General features: G+C 51.4%; 15 protein-coding genes. 4 read left to right on the top strand and 11 right to left on the bottom strand.

All coding sequences use genetic code 11. From position 1 onward, the window contains the following. Position 1 precedes the first annotated feature (1 nt). Positions 2–997: a gluconate operon transcriptional repressor GntR gene (gene gntR, locus BTA51_RS03850; RefSeq protein WP_094706105.1), complete on the top strand. Its 996-nt coding sequence runs from the start codon at positions 2–4 to the stop codon at positions 995–997. A gap of 67 nt (positions 998–1,064) precedes the next feature. Here the strand turns inward: gntR and BTA51_RS03855 are convergent, their stop codons facing one another. From BTA51_RS03855 to BTA51_RS03885, 7 genes are all read right to left on the bottom strand, one after another. Beyond that, complete coding sequence (locus BTA51_RS03855) at positions 1,065–1,796, bottom strand: SDR family oxidoreductase (RefSeq protein ID WP_094706106.1); 732 nt, start codon at positions 1,794–1,796, stop codon at positions 1,065–1,067. A gap of 73 nt (positions 1,797–1,869) precedes the next feature. Further along, positions 1,870–2,853, bottom strand: coding sequence for a transaldolase (gene tal, locus BTA51_RS03860; protein ID WP_094706107.1), 984 nt, complete (start codon positions 2,851–2,853; stop codon positions 1,870–1,872). A 37-nt stretch (positions 2,854–2,890) separates the two neighbouring features. Beyond that, positions 2,891–4,426, bottom strand: coding sequence for an FGGY-family carbohydrate kinase (locus tag BTA51_RS03865; protein WP_094706108.1), 1,536 nt, complete (start codon positions 4,424–4,426; stop codon positions 2,891–2,893). A gap of 11 nt (positions 4,427–4,437) precedes the next feature. Next, positions 4,438–5,517 (bottom strand): zinc-binding dehydrogenase, encoded by a 1,080-nt coding sequence (locus tag BTA51_RS03870; protein ID WP_246840914.1) that lies wholly within the window; start codon positions 5,515–5,517, stop codon positions 4,438–4,440. 137 nt (positions 5,518–5,654) lie between these two features. Further along, positions 5,655–6,641: an ABC transporter permease gene (locus tag BTA51_RS03875; RefSeq protein WP_094706109.1), complete on the bottom strand. Its 987-nt coding sequence runs from the start codon at positions 6,639–6,641 to the stop codon at positions 5,655–5,657. Beyond that, positions 6,625–8,139, bottom strand: a complete 1,515-nt coding sequence (locus BTA51_RS03880) for a sugar ABC transporter ATP-binding protein (RefSeq protein WP_094706110.1) — start codon at positions 8,137–8,139, stop codon at positions 6,625–6,627. The genes BTA51_RS03875 and BTA51_RS03880 overlap by 17 nt, the downstream gene beginning before the upstream one ends. Positions 8,140–8,239: 100 nt before the next feature. Then, the gene (locus tag BTA51_RS03885; RefSeq protein WP_094706111.1) at positions 8,240–9,160 is read right to left on the bottom strand and encodes an ABC transporter substrate-binding protein; all 921 of its coding nucleotides are present in this window, start codon (positions 9,158–9,160) and stop codon (positions 8,240–8,242) included. Positions 9,161–9,730: 570 nt separating this feature from the next. Here BTA51_RS03885 and BTA51_RS03890 point away from each other — a divergent pair. Continuing rightward, positions 9,731–10,741 carry a LacI family DNA-binding transcriptional regulator gene (locus BTA51_RS03890; RefSeq protein ID WP_094706112.1) on the top strand — a complete coding sequence of 337 codons (1,011 nt, stop codon included), beginning with the start codon at positions 9,731–9,733 and terminating at the stop codon, positions 10,739–10,741. A 54-nt stretch (positions 10,742–10,795) separates the two neighbouring features. On the opposite strand, the gene BTA51_RS03895 is transcribed toward BTA51_RS03890, so the two are convergent. Beyond that, positions 10,796–12,748: a hypothetical protein gene (locus BTA51_RS03895; RefSeq protein ID WP_210404763.1), complete on the bottom strand. Its 1,953-nt coding sequence runs from the start codon at positions 12,746–12,748 to the stop codon at positions 10,796–10,798. Positions 12,749–12,814: 66 nt separating this feature from the next. On the opposite strand from BTA51_RS03895, the gene BTA51_RS30115 reads away from it, so the two are divergent. Beyond that, entirely contained in the window at positions 12,815–13,063 is a 249-nt protein-coding gene (locus tag BTA51_RS30115) for a response regulator transcription factor (RefSeq protein WP_210404764.1), read from the top strand. Between the two features lie 9 nt (positions 13,064–13,072). Then, positions 13,073–14,290 carry a sensor histidine kinase KdpD gene (locus BTA51_RS03905; protein WP_094706115.1) on the top strand — a complete coding sequence of 406 codons (1,218 nt, stop codon included), beginning with the start codon at positions 13,073–13,075 and terminating at the stop codon, positions 14,288–14,290. A gap of 8 nt (positions 14,291–14,298) precedes the next feature. Here BTA51_RS03905 and BTA51_RS03910 read toward each other — a convergent pair whose 3' ends face one another. The 3 genes from BTA51_RS03910 to BTA51_RS03920 all read right to left on the bottom strand — a co-directional run bounded on the left by BTA51_RS03910 (position 14,299) and on the right by BTA51_RS03920 (position 17,403). Beyond that, positions 14,299–15,363, bottom strand: coding sequence for a hypothetical protein (locus BTA51_RS03910; RefSeq protein WP_094706116.1), 1,065 nt, complete (start codon positions 15,361–15,363; stop codon positions 14,299–14,301). Between the two features lie 120 nt (positions 15,364–15,483). Then, on the bottom strand, positions 15,484–16,266 hold the full coding sequence (locus BTA51_RS03915; protein WP_094706117.1) for an SGNH/GDSL hydrolase family protein: 783 nt from the start codon (positions 16,264–16,266) through the stop codon (positions 15,484–15,486). Positions 16,267–16,431: 165 nt separating this feature from the next. Continuing rightward, on the bottom strand, positions 16,432–17,403 hold the full coding sequence (locus BTA51_RS03920) for an omptin family outer membrane protease (protein ID WP_094706118.1): 972 nt from the start codon (positions 17,401–17,403) through the stop codon (positions 16,432–16,434). Positions 17,404–17,488 lie beyond the last annotated feature (85 nt).

Below are 17,488 nucleotides of genomic sequence, written 5' to 3' on the forward strand. Positions count from 1 at the left end.
TGTGAAAAACAGAAGACCCACCTTACAGGATATTGCCGACCGGGTTGGCGCCACCAAGATGACAGTCAGCCGCTGTCTCAGGCAACCTGAATTGGTGTCTGAACCACTGCGCAAAAAAATTCAGGCGGCAGTGCAGGAGCTCGGCTACATTCCCAATAGGGCACCGGATATTCTGTCCAAATCCCGCAGTCACGCAATTGGTGTACTCATTCCATCCCTGACCAATCAGGTCTTTTCCGATGTCATTCGGGGGATTGAACAGATTGCAGAGTCCCGAGGTTATCATCTGATGCTGACACACTATGGCTATAGCCCGGACCAGGAGGAACAGAACCTCGCCAATCTGCTCGCTTACAATGTAGACGGGATCATTCTGTCAGAGAGCCGTCATACCGAACGCGCTCTGCAGATGCTGAAAACTGCAGGCGTTCCTACGGTGGAAATCATGGACAGTCGCAGCCCGGCCCTACATCAGGCAATCGGGTTCGATAATGTAAAGGCCGCCCAGGATATGACCTCGGCCATGATCAAACGTGGTTACCAACACATTGTCTATCTGTCAGTGCGGCTGGATACCCGCACGCTCCAGCGCCAGGAAGGCTATCAAAATGCAATGCTGGCTGCCGGACTGGAACCCCAGACGATGCAGTATGCCGCCCGCTCTTCATTCAGTGTCGGCGCTCACTTGATGACCCGCATTCTGGATGAGCTACCTCAAACAGATGCCATATTCTGCACCAATGACGATGTCGCCATCGGGGCCTACTTTGAATGCCTGCGGCGTGGTATCAAAGTTCCCGAACAGATGGCCATTGCCGGATTTCATGGCCACGATGTGGGTCAGGTCATGTCTCCCCAGCTGGCCAGTGTCATGACTCCACGCTATGACATGGGCACCAAGGCCGTTGAGTCATTGCTCGCAAGACTGGAGGGAGAACAAAGCTTTGAGCCGGTAGTTGACCTCGGCTACACCATTTCCACGGGTGGAACGATCTGACTTCTCACAATATCGGTTATTCCACAACCTTAGCTAAATCGCCGTCTCAGCTAATCAGACATCTCAACTAAACCGCAGTATAGCCACCGTCGATGGGAATCGTTGCGCCGGAGATCATGGCCGCTGCATCACTTAATAAAAACAGTATCGGCATGACCACTTCTCCCGGTTCCGCAAACCGCCGCATGGGGATCTGGTTTCGCAGAGCATCGGCTTTCTCCGGGTCGCTCCAGCCCACTTTAGCCATAGGCGTCATGGTCACCGTCGGGTTCACACTGTTAACGCGAATATTATGCGGCCCCAGTTCAGCACAAAGGTTGCGGGTAATCGCATCCATAGCGGCTTTGGAGGCGGCATAACCAAGATGGTCCTTGAGGGCGATCAGACCCGCCTGACTGGAAACATTCACAATCGCACCACCGCTCCCCTGACTAATCATACGCCTGGCGACTTCGCGACTGACTAATGCGGCCGCCCGGGCATTGATGGACATCATCCGATCGAAAGCAGCCGCGGTGAGATCAAGGCATGGTTGCAACAGCGCCAATCCGGCGCAATTGACAGCTCCGTGCAACGGACCAGAGTCCAGACTGATCGCTTCGGTCCCTTCCGGAGAGGACAAATCCGCCTCCAGAACATCGCAACCACAGATTTCTCTTAGCAGGGTCAGTTTTTCAACATTTCTTCCAACGGCAAGAACCTGTGCGTCCGCATCACGTAATGCCCTGACGACAGCCTCACCGATCCCACTGGTGGCCCCGGTGACGAGAATCCTTTTGTGTTTCAGATCATCCAGCATGGCAGTTTCCTATTATCAACGATTCTTCCACAACACTGAAAAAGGCATATATCAGGCATATAGCAGACAGCTATCAGACAATCTGAGCGGCGCTCAGCATTGCTGCCTGTATACGATCCGTCAGAATATCTTCCAGCAGTCTTTGATCATGCTCAAATCCACGGATGCCCTCGGCCAGTTTTTCCGTCGCCATGGCGTCCTCATTGAGCTGCCAGCGAAACTCCTCTTCCTTCAGCGGCTCAGGTCTTTGCTCAACCTTCTGCTCATGCTTCAGCACCCTATCCAGATTCCCATGCTGCGACGCTAACTCTTCCAGTAATGCAGGGCTGATTGTGAGTCGATCACAACCGGACAGAGCAAGGATTTCTCCGGTATTACGGAAGCTTGCCCCCATGACAACGGTAGGATACTGATGCTGCCGAAAGTACTCATAGATACGCTGCACCGACAATACACCCGGCTCTTCCGCCGGTTCAAAGCTCCGCTCCGGCTGGGCTTTCCGGTGCCAATCCAGAATTCTTCCGACAAACGGGGATATCAGATAAACACCGGCTTCCGCACAGGCCCTGGCCTGGGCAAAACTGAAAATAAGCGTGAGATTACACTGAATGCCTTCTGACTCCAGGATTTCCGCTGCCTGAATACCTTCCCAGGTCGCCGCCAGCTTAATCAGGATTCGGTCACGGCTGACACCCGCCATTTCATATAGGCGCACCAGCTTCCGCGCCTTGGCAAGACTGCCTTCCCGGTCGAAGGAAAGTCGCGCATTGACCTCCGTGGATACACGCCCCGGCACTTCTTCCAGAATTCGGGTGCCCATGGCCACTATCAGGCGATCACACACCTCTTCCACCAGGTGTTCCCGGGGAATGGATGGGCTTAAGCCGGCAAGAATCTGCTCCAACAGAGCGTCATATTTACCTGACTGAACCGCTTTTAGAATCAACGACGGATTGGTCGTCGCATCCTCCGGTTCATAACAACGGATAGCGTCGATATCTCCGGTATCGGCCACAACCGTGCTGAATTGTTTGAGCTGCTCGAGTAATGAGTTCATCCTCAACCTCTTTTATTAGATATTTCCCCTAGGCAGATTAACGATCTGACAATGCGTGCATGTGGGGTTTCAGGGATTGATAGATACCGCAGTATTGGGCAAATAGGCGGTCATAATGCTGCTTTCGGGCTTCATCAGGTGTGGCACGCCTGCGCAGCTTGCACCAACGGCGGATTTCACTGACGTCCGCCACCAGACCACACGCCATGGCCGCCAGCAATGCACCTCCAAGAGGCGCTTCCACTTCCTGCTCAATGGTCAGTATCGGATAGCCGGTGATGTCCGCAATAATCTGCATCCACAAGTCCGAGTGTGCAGCGCCTCCCACAACAATGAGTTCCGGGTCCAGGCTGGCCGCCCCCTTGGCTCCGCACTCCATATTGTGGCGAAGTGCAAAAGAGACACCTTCCAATACCGCCCGATATAAATGGGATTTGGTGTGGGACAGAGTCAGTCCGACATAGGCACCAGAAGCTTTGGCATCCCACACCGGGCTACGCTCTCCCATCAGATAAGGAAGAAAGATCAGCCCGTCGGCCCCCGCCGGAGTCTTGGCTGCCTGCAGCTCCATCAACTCGTGGACATCCACATTCCCCAGCAACTGGGCAGCCTGCTTGTCTTCCGCGCAGAACTGATCACGGAACCAACTGATCGACGCCCCCGCCGTAATTGCTCCGCCAAAGATGTAGATATCCTGCTGACCGTTGTGCACATATGGCATACTGATCAGCCCATTACGGGCATCGGTACTCTTGTTGATATAGCCCCAGCACATGCTGGTACCAATCATGGCCACGTGATTTCCAGGCTCAATCACCCCCGCCGCCAGGGTCGCCATGGCCGCATCCACGCCGCCAGCCACCACCGGAGTACCGGGCAAAAGCCCCGTCAGATCGGCAGCTTCTGTGGTCAGGCCACCCACGATATCCCCCGATTCCACCAATCGCTCCGGCATCAGTGATGCGTCAATCCCCAAGGTTTCCAACATATCCCTGGACCAGCAGCGCTGACGGATATCATATACACCGCCGATGTTACCGGCGGAGCTGTGATCCACAGCCAACGCTCCCGTCAGGTGATAATTGACATAGCTGTTGGGTGGAATCAGGTATTTCGTCTGTCTCCAGATCTCCGGCAGGTGGCGTTTCAACCACAGCATTTTGGTATAACCGTAATAGCTGTCCACGCCGTTTCCGGTGATGTCAAAGAGTGTCTGCAGGTCTACATGTTCCCGAACCCAATCCACTTCATCATTGGCCCGGCGATCCATCCAGATCAAACAGGGATGCAGAGCCTTGATATCCGCGTTGACCGGGATGCCCGATCCGCCATAGAGGCTGCTGACACAGACTGCCTTGATTTCCTCAGCGGCCACTCCTGCTTGGCTGACGACCTGACTCAGGGTTTTGTATACCGCATCCAACCATACTTCCGGCCATTGCTGGGCCCATAAAGGTTTGGGTTGTTCTACCTGATAGGCCGCCGAAGCCTGGGCAATAATGTCACCGGCAGCGGACATCAACAGGGCTTTGGTACTTTGGGTGCCGATATCCACCCCAATCACATATGCCATGGCGATACTCCTCAGGGCTTGAGCAGGACCTTGATTGAATCTGTTGAAGATGCCAGTTTGAATGCATCCTCCCAGTCGTTCAGGTTGAAATCGTGGGTCACGATGCCTTTGGAAGTCACCAGCCCACGCTCAAACAGGTCAATAGCGACCGGATAGGTATAGGGCCCCAAATGAGCACCGCGGATATCCAGTTCCTTACGGTCACCAATCACTGACCAGTCTGTGGTGGTTTCAGCCCCAAACACGCTGAATTCAATAAAGCGCCCCAGCTTACGAATGATCTGCAATCCCTGGGTCACAGCCGCGGGATAGCCAGTCGCCTCAATATACACGTCACAACCATAACCATCGGTCATGGCTCTTACTTCCTTATCAATATCATCGCGCTTTGGATTCAATACCACGTCCGCACCGAAGGATTTGGCCAGCTCCAGACGCTCGTCCACCATATCGATGACCACCAACTTCTTCGGCGTTTTCAGTTTGGCGACCTGAATCATGCACAAACCCAAGGGTCCAAGGCCTGCCAGAACAACCACGTCATCCAACTGGATGTCAGCCCGGTTAACGGTATGAATGGCACAAGCCATGGGCTCGATCAGTGCAGAGTCTTCCAGGGACACAGCCTCAGGAATCTTATGCAGACGGGCATTCGCCGGTATCCGCATATATTCCGCCATGCCACCCTCAGCCACATCTTTCTGGAAACCGAAGATATTGTGGACCTCGCACATCCAGTATTTACCGGAATCACAGAAACGGCATTTCCCGCAAGGGACGATTTGTTCCGCAATCACCTTGTCCCCAACGGCGACACCAAAATGTTCTGCCGCCCCTTCACCCAGTTCAGCCACCCGGCCATAAAATTCATGGCCCGGAATCACCGGCGCTTTCAGCCAGGGATCATCGCCGCACCAGAACATATCTGCACCGGAGCTCGCCTTACAGTCGCTGCCACAGATGCCGCAGGCTTCGATCTTGATAATCACTTCATTGACTTTGGCCACTGGACGTTCGCACTGCTCCAGCCGGTAGTCGTTTGGCGCGTGACATACCACCGCCGTCATGGTTTCAGGTAATTTGCTCATCATTTCGTCTCCATGATGTTGCTTTATATTGTTTTATCCATTTGTCTGCAGAGCTCTCTGTAGAACCATCTACACTTTCTGCAGAGCAAAAGAACCCCACAACTCCCATGACTGGGAGCTGCTCTATGGATTCTCAGAAGTTATTTGTCGCGGCTTCGGCTGATATAGATGGCCAACAGGATAATGCCGCCTTTGATGATATTCTGAACGTAGGGAGACACACCCATGAGGTTCAGACCGTTATTCAGGACACCCAGCATCATTGCACCGATCAGGGTGCCAATGATGGCGCCGCGCCCTCCGGCAATGGCGGTTCCACCGAGCACCACCGCAGCGATGGCATCCAGCTCAAACCCGATGCCAGAGTTAGGCTGTCCGCTCATCAGTCGGGAAGTCAGCACAATTCCGGCCAGTGCTGCCGTCAGGCCACTGATGGTGTACACCAACACTTTATACCGGGAGACCCGAATGCCACTAAGCCTGGCGGCTTCTTCATTTCCGCCTATCGCGTAGATGTAGCGGCCTATAGCAGTGTGATTCAACAGAACAAAAGCCAGAATATAGACAACCAACATCACCAGAATCGGCAACTGAATCCCCAGGAACTCTCCCCGACCGAGAATAGAGAAGCCCTGAGGCAACCCGGAAATGGGATACCCCCCGGTATAGATCAACGCCAGTCCCCGGGCAATTCCCATGGTTGCCAGGGTAACGATGATCGGCGGCATCTTGGCATAAGCCACAAACGCCCCATTACCGGCTCCGAACAAAGCACCCACCAAAAGACCGCCCAGTATTGCCACTTCCGGCGGGAAGCCTGCCACCATCAGGCCGGCAGCAACGGTCCCGGATAGTGCCATCACCGGCCCTACAGAAAGGTCAATGCCACCGGTCAGGATTGCGCAGGTCATACCCACGGCAATAATGGCGTTGATCGATACCTGACGAGCCACATTGCTCAGGTTAGTGGATGTCAGAAAGTTATCGTTCACAAAGGCCATGGCGATAAAAATCACCACAAAGCCGATCAGGGGATAAAACACAGGCGACTTACGCCATTTTTGAAGCCGGAGCGCAAATGATGTGTGGCTCCTGTGCTGAATCTGGGATTCAGTGATATTGTTCATCACTTGTACCTCCGGTTGCATATCGCATAATTTCGTTTGAGTTCACGGCATCGCCTTCCAGTGTTGCAACAATACGTCCCTGCCGGAACACAGCCACACGATCGCTGACACCCACGACCTCCGGAAGTTCGGAGGAAATCATGATGATGGATACTCCCAGCGCAGTAAGTTGCTTCATCAGCCGGTATATCTCAGCTTTTGCGCCGACATCGATCCCCCGGGTGGGCTCATCAAAAATCAGCACTCGACATTCATGGTTGAGCCAACGGGCAATGACCACTTTCTGCTGGTTACCGCCGCTAAGGTTTACTACCGGGGTTTCACCATCCGGAGCTTTCACCCGGACTTTCGCCATCAGTTCGTCTACAGACTCGCTTTCGTTCTGCCGGTCAATCAAACCGCCAGCACCCGTATGCTTGCGCAGGTTGTTCAACGTGATGTTCTCGCGAATGGAAAACGGCAGGATCAGACCTTCTTTCTTGCGGCTTTCAGGCAACAATCCGATCCCGAGACCAAGAGCATCTGCGGGTGTCTTGAGTGCTGCGGGAGCACCGTCAACGGATACTACTTTCTGATGCACCGATGTCGCTCCCAGCAGCCCCAGCACCAATTCAGTCCGACCGGAGCCGACCAGACCGGCAAAACCCAAAATTTCACCTTCGTATAATTGGAAACTATTAGCAGGAGCATCCTTATGCAGTTGTACGCAACGAGCATCAATCACGACTCTGGGTTGTTCCGGACGGGCATCCTTGACCGGAAAACTGCTCTCAATCTTGCGCCCGACCATCATTTCCACCAGATCATCGACATCAACTTCCTGCACCGCACATTCGCCGACTTTACAGCCGTCTCTCAGCACGGTGACCTGGTCACAGATCTCGTAGATTTCCTCCATATGATGGGAAATAAAGATCATGCCCACGCCTTGGGATTTCAGGTCCCGCATAATGCGGAACAGATGTTCTGCTTCGGATGGGGTCAGGGTTGCCGTGGGTTCGTCCAGTACCAGAATATTCGCATTCAACGACAGCGCCTTGGCTATCTCGACGAACTGTTGTTCCGCCACGCTGAGGTGATCAACGGGCACTTCCAGATCAATATCAACATTTAGCCGCTCGAACAGCTCTTTGGCCCGAACATGCATGGCCGAACGGTCCAATAAACCAAGACGGTTCTTCAACTCACGGCCGAGGAAGATATTTTCTACCGCATTCAGGTAAGGAATCAGACTGAATTCCTGAAAGATAATGCCTACCCCGGCGGCAATGGCATCGTGATAGTTATGAAACTCACGGGGTTGGCCTTTGATAACGATACCGCCCTGGTCCGGACGGTATATGCCACACAGTATTTTCATCAGTGTGGATTTCCCGGCGCCGTTCTCGCCCAACAGCGCATGCACTTCGCCCTCCTGCAATTGCAGGCTGATATCCGTTAGCGCATTAACACCGGGAAATGACTTGGAAATATGCTCTAGTGTGAGAAGCGTGGACATAAGCTCACCTATGTGATCACTCCGTGTACCCAGCTACTCCTTTATATAAGAGTAGCCGAGTACGATGACATGGGGTAGGTATAAACCTGGCCTACCGCCACTACCAGCTGAAACCGGCAGCCTTGTCTTTGTCGATCAGGGTAACCTCGACCGGTACCGTTGCCGGCACATTGGCTCCCCACATTTTTGCCATGGCGACAGCCAGACCCAGACGGACCTGATCGCGGGGATATTGAGCCGAAGTGGCGATGAACTTGGAACCAGGCTTCATCATGGCCTTGATGGCTTCCGGATGTCCGTCCACACTCACCAGCTTCACGTCCTGGCCACTGGCTTCAATGGCTGTCAAGGCACCAAGCGCACCAGTGTCATTGACACTGAATATACCGTCCAGTCCAGGATTGGCTTGCAGCATGTTCTCGGTGACATTCATCGCCATGTCACGCTCCTGCTTACCATTCTGCTTACCGACGATTTTGATGTTGGGGAATTCCTTCATGGCATCATTGAATCCACGAACACGCTCAAGGATAGGTACGACCGGGATACCGTCGAGAATCGCCACCTCACCTTTCCCGCCGAGCTGCTCAGCCAGATATTTTCCGGCCATGTAACCCGCATCGTAGTTTTTGGAGCCAACGAAAGAATCCAGCGGACCTTCTGCCTGGGCATCTACCGCAACGGTGATCACACCCGCTTCATGGGCGGTCATCACCGCAGACTGTATACCGACAGAGTCTGTGGGGTTCAGCAGGAGGATATCCACTCCGCGCTGCAACATGTCTTCAACATCGCTGATCTGTTTGGAGACATCGTGGCGGGCATCGGTAATGATCACTTCCGCACCCATGGATTTGGCGGCACTTTCCAGCGCTTCCTTCATGGTGACGAAGTAAGCATTGTTAAGCTCCTGAAATGACATACCTATTTTGAGTTTTTCAGCGTGGACAGGACCGGTTAGACCAAGAGTGAGAGCAACGCCGCTAACGACGGAAAGGACTTTGTTTTTTAAGGCAAACATAGCTTCATCCTTTGTTATTTTTAGAGGATTAAACATCTGACACCAGAAATGTTGACGTTTACATTTTCATCCTTAAAAAAACCTGATGTTATCAGGCTTGCTTCCAGCATCTGCCTACTACAACGGAGTCGTTGTCACTCCGCTAGACTTCACAAATGTTAACGTTAACATTTTGACATCTGCTCATGCCGATCAATTCAGCATGTTGTCGTTTTAGCACTTCGTTTTTTTGATTGCAACCAGAAATTTGTTTCACGGAGTGAGTTAAAGCTCTTTTTCAAGCCCCTGAAAGAACTTTCAACCCAATGATTTTAAAATATATTTTCCTTTTATTTCAATAGATTAAAAGAACAGTTTACAGAAGAGAGATTATAGCTGACAAAACATAACTTACTTTTTTGGTAGGACCAGTATCGTCTCATGTATCACTGAAAAAATTTCTGAATAAATCGAAAGACATCACATTCCCTGCAAGATTTTTGACGCTAAACAGAACCCTATGTTAACGTTCACTTTTGGTCGTCAGGCTAAAGTTATATAGCCGACCGTTGATATGCGATATATGAGCCTATGACAACAAAAAATTCCAAAGCCACCATTGCGGACATTGCCCGTCGCGTCAATATGACCACAACAACCGTGTCCCGCGCTTTAAACAAGCCTGAACTGGTTAAGCAGGAAACCCTGGAACGAATACAGGCGGTGGCCAGGGAGCTCAATTATGTTCCCAATGCATTTGCCCGGAATCTGAAAAACAGCAAAAGCGGGCTGATCGGTATCGTGACTGCCAGCTTGTACAACCCGTTTTACGGACAGATGATCAAAACCATTTCCCGTGAAGCCAAAAAGCGCAATTACACCATCATGCTGTTCGATACCGATGCCACGGAATCTATTGAAGCCAAGGCGATCGAAACGCTGCTGAGCTACCAGGTCGACGGCATTATCCTGTCAGCCATTTCCGATGATGAAGACTATAAACCGGCCTACCTGGACCAGTTGCAGCGCTCCAATATCCCAGTGGTGCAAGTGGACCGTCAGTTGAACTCCGCCCCCTTCAGTGGTGTCTATCTGGACAATTATCTGAGCGGTTATCGAGGCGGGCAGTACCTGCTGTCCAAGGGGCATCGCAACATTCTGGCGGTCGCCGGCCCCAAGAAATCCCAGATCTCCATTCTGCGTTATCAGGGTCTGCACCAGGCACTGGAAGACTCACCTGAGCCGACCAGTATCGATGTACGCTATGGAGACTACACTCAGGGGCCCGCCTATGAAGAGGTCAAACGTTACCTCAATGAGGGACACCGCCCGGATGCGATCTTTGCTTTCAACGTGATGATTACGATTGGCATCATGAAAGCGATGAGTGAATTAAACCTGAGCATGGACGACATCCCTGTATTCGGCATCGATGAGCTGCCCAATGCGGATATTTTCAATCTTAAGTTTCCCTGCATCTATCACGATGCTTCCCAACTGGGGGAAATGGCGGTCGAAATGCTCCTCAACCAGATTGATCACCCAGGCACTCGCAGCAAGGACAAGATAGTCCGAGGTGTGCTGCAAGCTCCTGGAAGCTAACGGATTGACGGGAGCCCTTAGACGGGCTCCCGTCTCCCCGGAGGTACCGATCTGCTATTGAACGGAATCCACTTCCACCAGAATAGCCAATCCCAACTCTTCCGGATCCTGCCCCTCTTCTCCGTAGGTTGTAACGAAGATTCCCAAGTCGCCATCAGCGTTCATATATCCGTTGAACATCAGCGTCGAAGGATCATCGTCCAGAGTCATTGTCGTGCTACCGTCTCCACTCACACTAATCGAAGCATCCAAGGAGAACTCATCCGTATTCTCAACCTCCACACTTGAGGACAGTGATGCTTTGCTGACCGTCGAACTGCGTGCAGTGAGAGCCCCAACTGTCTCGCTGGAAAAGGTGAGCATGTTATTAAAGCGCAAATTACTTAAATCTATTGCAGTGCCTGAAAATGCCAGGCCCATAAAGAAAACACGGTATTGCCTGCCGTTCACGGATGGCGCGTTATCCACCGGTAACTTCACACCATAGGCAGCAGAAAAGCTTCCTTGGCTACCATCTTCCCCCTCTGAACTCGCAAATGCGAAGAAGTCATAAGTGTCATTGATGTAACCATCCGTTTGTTCACCGGCAATACTTTCCACATCACCAGTGGATGAGACGACGACAGGAATACCAGAATAGGGACCTTCAGACTGGGTATCATCATACTCAACCGCACCATTAGACTGGCGTGACAACATTCTCTTTGATGCAAGCCCGTAGTCCAGGCCACCAGCACCATCAAACTCCAACTTGTTGGTTTCAGTTTCAACCTCGGCCTGGCCGTTTGAATTTAGAGTTACCCCGAAGTAGATTCGACCAAAACTGCCAACCAGATCAGCTTCAGTCATGTTGACCGGCTTTCTCGCAAAGACTTCTATCGAACGCCCAACCTCATCCCCTTCCCGCTCATCAGGGTCCAGGGCATCCTTCTCACCGTTGTTATCAGTATCAACAGACTGGTACCGCACCCCCGCCTCTTCTGCCTGCAGAATAAATAGCGCTCGATCCTGCACACGCTGCAGCCTGAACAAAGTCGGCGGCCAGCGCCATGCAAAGTCACCATCGATTTCTTCCTCAAATTCTGACTCTACCGCCAGAAGACCATCAGCTGTCAGCAGGCCCTCAACCTCCTCCGTGTCATCGTCGATATCCACATAATAATTAAGAGAATTGTTCTGCGGTGCCAAATCAGAACCTGATAGATTTGCCCAGGCTCCTTCTTCTCCTTCCCAGGTTAATTCCACGACTCCTGCGCCCCCGTCTTCCAGGGAAAAAGCAGAAATCCAGGTATCGGCCGCAAAGGTTCCAATACCGTACTGTCCGTCATCATCGTGAAGGCTGATATTCAGGCCAGAAGAACGATAGTCTCCGACCAAACCAGCTGCATCCCCACCGGTTGTATCAATGATATCGATCTGGCTGTCTACGAACTCCCCGGTTTCCTGCTCCAGTGCGACCAACATATCCGAGAGATCAGCACCAGGATCAGCGGTCAGATCAAACTCCTCGACCTGACCTCGCAACTTAACCACGGAGGTTGTCGTCAGATGGTCCAGGTCCGAGCCCTGGGCGATAAATTTTTGCAGCACGAACTCGGTTACAGGAGAGATATCCACTTCCTGATCGACTACCTGTGCCCTCAACTCTGTGTCTCCCGCCCCTGTGATTCTGACGATAAGGTCACCGGACAAATCAGTCCCCTCCGGCAGTGTCAGAACGTAATCACCAGTGATAGAGGTCACCGTTGTTGCCAGAACTTCACCGATCTGATTCCCATCATTGTCAATTCGGATCAGCTCAACGGTTGCCCCGGTGATTGGCTCAAGGCCTGTAATGGCTGCGGCCACCGGCGAAATCAGGTATCCCGATACGATTTCAAGCAGCCCCGGTTCCCGAAAATAAGCGACCACGCCACCTGGCGCTTCAGCCGTTCCGCTTATCGTCACCTGATCATCGGCATCACTGCCGGAATTTCCATCGGAGCTTCCACTTCCGCCGCACTCCAACTGATCTTGGCTGGCGGAACTTATATCCCTCCTCCAGCCATCCAGAATATGATCCCCCCACGGGGTATGTCGAATATCCGCATCCCCATGGCAACAGACCACCCTGTAGATAGTCTTTCAGAAAGGCAGCATGAAGTTCTGCTGAATGTGATCCAAGGCAAGTCGAACAAGGCCATAGCCAAAGAGCTGAGGATTTCTGAAGGCACGGTGAAGGCTCATTTGTCAGCAGCATTCAGAGCACTGGGAGTGCGCAACCGCACGGAAGCCGTGCTAATGGTGGCGCAGCTGGGTATAACCCTGACTGAATTTTCGTAAGTTGAAAATGTGAATAGTCTTATCATCAAAGCCGAAAAAAGTAATCCGATCATCACAGTCTACTATCGACTGTTTCAACTGGTTGCCTCCACCCGGATCAAAAGACAGGACATCGACCTCAGGATTGTCCACTCCCACACGGTCACCGTACTTACAACAGGTGCGCTGATGTGGGCATACGCCTTTCTCGCTTATGCCACCATCAGCTCCCCAATTCCAGGCATCATTGGCTTTATAGCCTCTATGGTCCACCTGCTGTCACCGCTTCTTTTCCGCGTAACGAACAACGGTCTACTTGTCTGCAGTATCATGCTGGGTGCCGGCATGGTACATCAGGGATCCTTTTCGTATTTCACCGGAGGGTTTAACAGCCATATCCTGATCTGGCTGGGAATATTGCCTATGCTCGGTGGCATCATCATCGGCAGGAAAGGCGTCTTGTTATGGGCCACGCTGATACTCGTTCACCTCATGTTACTGGAGAAACATGAACGGGATCTCTCAAGGAAAAATAAGAATATCAGCGTGCTGCTCCGTGTACTCAATCATGACATCGCCACACCAATCTCACTGATTTCCATGGCCTCAACGGGCCTTCGCAGCAAGCAGGAAGACTCTCGCGAAATGTCGGTCGACATTGTTGAAAAAGCCTGCAACACCATGGTGGAAATATCCCAGAGCGTACGCAACATGTATTCGGTTGAAGCCGGCAATCTGTCCATTACCCCCAGGCCCTACCCGTTAAACGAATGCATTCACAACCTTTGCTTTATCATGCAAGCGAGTCTGGACAAAAAGAGTATTCATCTGAACTATGATTTTGAACAGCATAAAGATTTGATGATATTCGTAGATCCAATCGCCTTTAATAATCAGATAATGGGTAACATTATTTCCAACGCCATCAAGTTCTCATACCGCGGCGGCTCTATAGACATTACCGCTGAGCAGCATCAGGACTATGCAAAGGTAATGATAAGAGACTACGGGGTCGGAATGTCTCAATCACTTGTCGAGAAACTGTTTTCCGTTGAAGAAAACTCATCCCGAGCGGGAACAGAAGCAGAAACAGGTTCCGGATACGGAATGTCCATCATGAAAGCATTCATAGACAAACTGCAGGGAAATGTGGAAGTCCAGTCCTCAGAAAAATCCCCCGATCGTCCGGAATCAGGAACTCTGTTTACGTTATTTTTACCCATCAGGCAGCCATCTCTCACAATGTGAGCAAACAACTAATTCCTCCCATAAAGGCGAGGTCTTTCATAACGGTAAAAGCCATCCTTTTCTTCCAGCGCAATGGTTTTTGCCTCATGCTTGAAATAGCGAAGTCTCAACTGGTCGAGCTCCCGCTCCAGTTCAGGGCCACTCAATCTGGTGGTTAACGCATTGCGCTCTGCCATATAGGCAAGACCGTTATCCCAGCGCTGATTGCGTTTCAGGTCTCGCTCCTCAAGCCGCTGAATCTGCTCATCGGAATATCCCAACTGCTTCCGCAGTTGATTGATTTCTAACTGTCGCTGATCCGGAGACATCCCCCGAAGCTTGCCCTGAACGGATTCGAATCCGAAGTACACCTGGGCAATCACACCGTTATCCATGGCCAGCCTTTCGACGCCGTTGCCGTAGGTATCGTTCAGAGCACTCTGCAACTGAAACAGCGTTTCATCCAGGGAGTTGGCATCAGATTGATCCAAAGTCATGATCACTTGCTGGATCTTCTGCTGCTTCTGCGCCCACGCCTGCTTTTCCTCGGCCCAGATGAGTTCAGCATCCTCTCCAAACATCTGCCGACGTTTGTGCCAGATTGCTCCTTCTCTTTCCAGAAAGGACATTTCACTCAGGGCGAGTTGATTTTCCGCCAACCAATTCTCATAGCCCGCCATTAAATTGATGGTTTCCAGAATCTGATCAGCATAACCAGGAAAAGCCAATGCCAGAATTCTGGCAAAAACGGCCTCCCCTTCCACGGGATACAGTCCAAGAACTTGATCCCGCACTGCCAGCAATTTAGCTTGCGTACGCCGGTTTTGAATGGTGTCTCCATACGTCTCAAGCAGTTCCATCGCCATCGCGTCGATATAGGACTCGATACCCTGGCCAGCAAAAGCCCCAGGCGCCCCCGCAGCAATATTATTTTCAACAACACCGGTCCCTGGCATGTCAGCGACTCCTGATGAACGGGTATCGAGGGATACAGATTCATCCAGGTTACTACCGACAGGTTTGTTCACCCAGTAAACCGCTCCCGCCATGGCACATGTCAACACGGCCGTAACAACAACGAAAGCACGCTTCATAACAGCTCTTTATAATTATTTGAAACTCAGGGATAAGCTGGAATCAGACGACAGGTTCACTACCGTCTGAAACTCAGCTTTGCTCATATATACTTCTTATGAATTACAGCGGCTCATGGATTACAGCAGCGGCTGTAATTTCGGCCAGATCAGATTCGCCAGCTTTCTGGAACCACCTGTGTTGGGATGAATACCGTCAAAGATAATATCGCTGTCATTGATCGATGAGCGAGGATCTACGAACTGACAGTTGGCTGAGGAATAGCTGCAGGCCTGAGCCAGTTTTCCATCCCCGTAATCCACTGCCTCTTCCATGCTATCCAACAGGAACAAGCCGTTTTTGGTGTAGTAGTATCCCAGGTAAATGACGTTATCCACGCCGTCTGCATGCATATCGTTGAGCAGATTGACCGCGTCCACGTACAGATCATTGATGAAGTTTTTGCAGGTGCTGCTCAACTTACCGAACTCATACCACTGAGTCTTACAGTCATAGGGATCCAGCATGATGGCAGGAATCAGGATGTCATTACCGCCGGCATCCATGACGATCGTTTCGATGTCGCTGTTATCCGAACGGGCAATCTCGTATTGATCTGCAATGGAAGTGGCGATGATACCTCCGGTGAGTTCCGCCCCGGAAATGGTGTAACGACGGAAAGTCTGACCGGCATACTCTTCCAGAAAGTCCTGCAGTTCACCTGACAAGGCAAAGATTGAGTCACCAACAGTGACGACCTGATTGTTATCCGCATCGGTTACACGGGGATTACTGGCCAGACTCCCAACACCGCCACAGCCGGTCATTGCAGCTGCGAGCAGCAATGCCAATGATGCTTTTAATACGGTTTTAAGGCCAAAGGAAGGCAGCGAGTGCCTGAAGTGCACAGAGAAGTGTTTCATTGTCGTTTCCTTTTTTTTGTAATTGTTAATGGACTGCGGCAAGACTTTAACAAAAGCCCTCACGCGATAACTGATGACTGGTTAACAAAATAAACAACGTTAATTAAACTTTGTTCATTCCCTTAAACCAGCCCTACTTCAAAAGGATTCAACAATTAATGGGGCTTAGAAGCGGTAATTAGCACCGACATTAAATCGGGTCAACTCCCAGTTAACCTCATTCAGAGGGGAGACAATTGTCGTGCTGTCGGAAAGAAAAATAGTGTCAGTACCATCATCCCCTTCCAACTTCTCATACTCAATTCCGGCGGTAATCGACAGAGATTGATAAATCGGGTAGCGGTACCGTATACCTATCAGATAGCCTTTCTGGTCATCCATGTCATGACGGAAGCTGACGGGATGCGCCAAATCATTCCTGAGATTCCAGTTGGCCTTTGCTTCGTAATCAGCAGCATGGAGCTCAACACGGAGCAGGATATCGTGCTGTTCGGCGAAACTGAACACCACTTCCCCTCCTACCCAAAAACTCCACCACTCAGCGTTATAGCTGCTGTCCAGATCGTCGAATGGCCCCAAATCCGCCGTGCTTGGAGATTCGGACACTAACTGAAAACCATTTCTCACCTGCATGCTTTGAGAAGAATAGGCATACCCGACCATCGGCGAAAGAGTCAGCATGTCGTTCAAGGGCAGTCTGTAGCCCAATGCCAAAGAGAACTTTTTGAGCTTATGTCCATACAGCTCAGAGCGGGAAAAACTATAAAGATCCTCCCGGTTGTCGGAATTCCAATCCCGGTCTTCTGAGGTACCATCCTCAATCATGCCAGCCCATCCCCGCATTTCCCCAAAGACATGCTTAAGAGGACCGCTGTCGATAAACAGGCGCCCTCCCAGTTCGAGAATCACCACATCATCGGCATTGAAGATCAGCTCGGAAAGAACATTGGGGTGCCCGTCAGAATCCGCGATATTCCAGTCCAACTGCCCACTGCCATATCCCAGGTTCATGTAGGCATCCAGATGCCCCTCATATTCTGCTCTAAGATGGGTAGAGGCCACTACCAAGACAATTAACCAGCAGAGCCTCCATGGTTTTTCCAGACAACCAGAATCAATAGTCAGATTTTCAGACACTCCATGCCCCCTTTGAGTTTCATCTGCAAAACAATGGCGAACCCGGAACCTGACTGGATCCGGACAACTATTTCGCGTCAGTCCT

It is taken from the genome of Hahella sp. CCB-MM4, from assembly GCF_002260525.1.
Classification (GTDB): domain Bacteria; phylum Pseudomonadota; class Gammaproteobacteria; order Pseudomonadales; family Oleiphilaceae; genus Hahella.

Coding starts and splice junctions, on each gene's coding strand:
- BTA51_RS03855 (WP_094706106.1), bottom strand. CDS start 1,796: ATGCTGGATGATCTGAAACACAAAAGGATTCTCGTCACCGGGGCCACC.
- tal (WP_094706107.1), bottom strand. CDS start 2,853: ATGAACTCATTACTCGAGCAGCTCAAACAATTCAGCACGGTTGTGGCC.
- BTA51_RS03865 (WP_094706108.1), bottom strand. CDS start 4,426: ATGGCATATGTGATTGGGGTGGATATCGGCACCCAAAGTACCAAAGCC.
- BTA51_RS03870 (WP_246840914.1), bottom strand. CDS start 5,517: ATGATGAGCAAATTACCTGAAACCATGACGGCGGTGGTATGTCACGCG.
- BTA51_RS03875 (WP_094706109.1), bottom strand. CDS start 6,641: ATGAACAATATCACTGAATCCCAGATTCAGCACAGGAGCCACACATCA.
- BTA51_RS03880 (WP_094706110.1), bottom strand. CDS start 8,139: ATGTCCACGCTTCTCACACTAGAGCATATTTCCAAGTCATTTCCCGGT.
- BTA51_RS03885 (WP_094706111.1), bottom strand. CDS start 9,160: ATGTTTGCCTTAAAAAACAAAGTCCTTTCCGTCGTTAGCGGCGTTGCT.
- BTA51_RS03890 (WP_094706112.1), top strand. CDS start 9,731: ATGACAACAAAAAATTCCAAAGCCACCATTGCGGACATTGCCCGTCGC.
- BTA51_RS30115 (WP_210404764.1), top strand. CDS start 12,815: ATGTCGAATATCCGCATCCCCATGGCAACAGACCACCCTGTAGATAGT.
- BTA51_RS03910 (WP_094706116.1), bottom strand. CDS start 15,363: ATGAAGCGTGCTTTCGTTGTTGTTACGGCCGTGTTGACATGTGCCATG.
- BTA51_RS03915 (WP_094706117.1), bottom strand. CDS start 16,266: ATGAAACACTTCTCTGTGCACTTCAGGCACTCGCTGCCTTCCTTTGGC.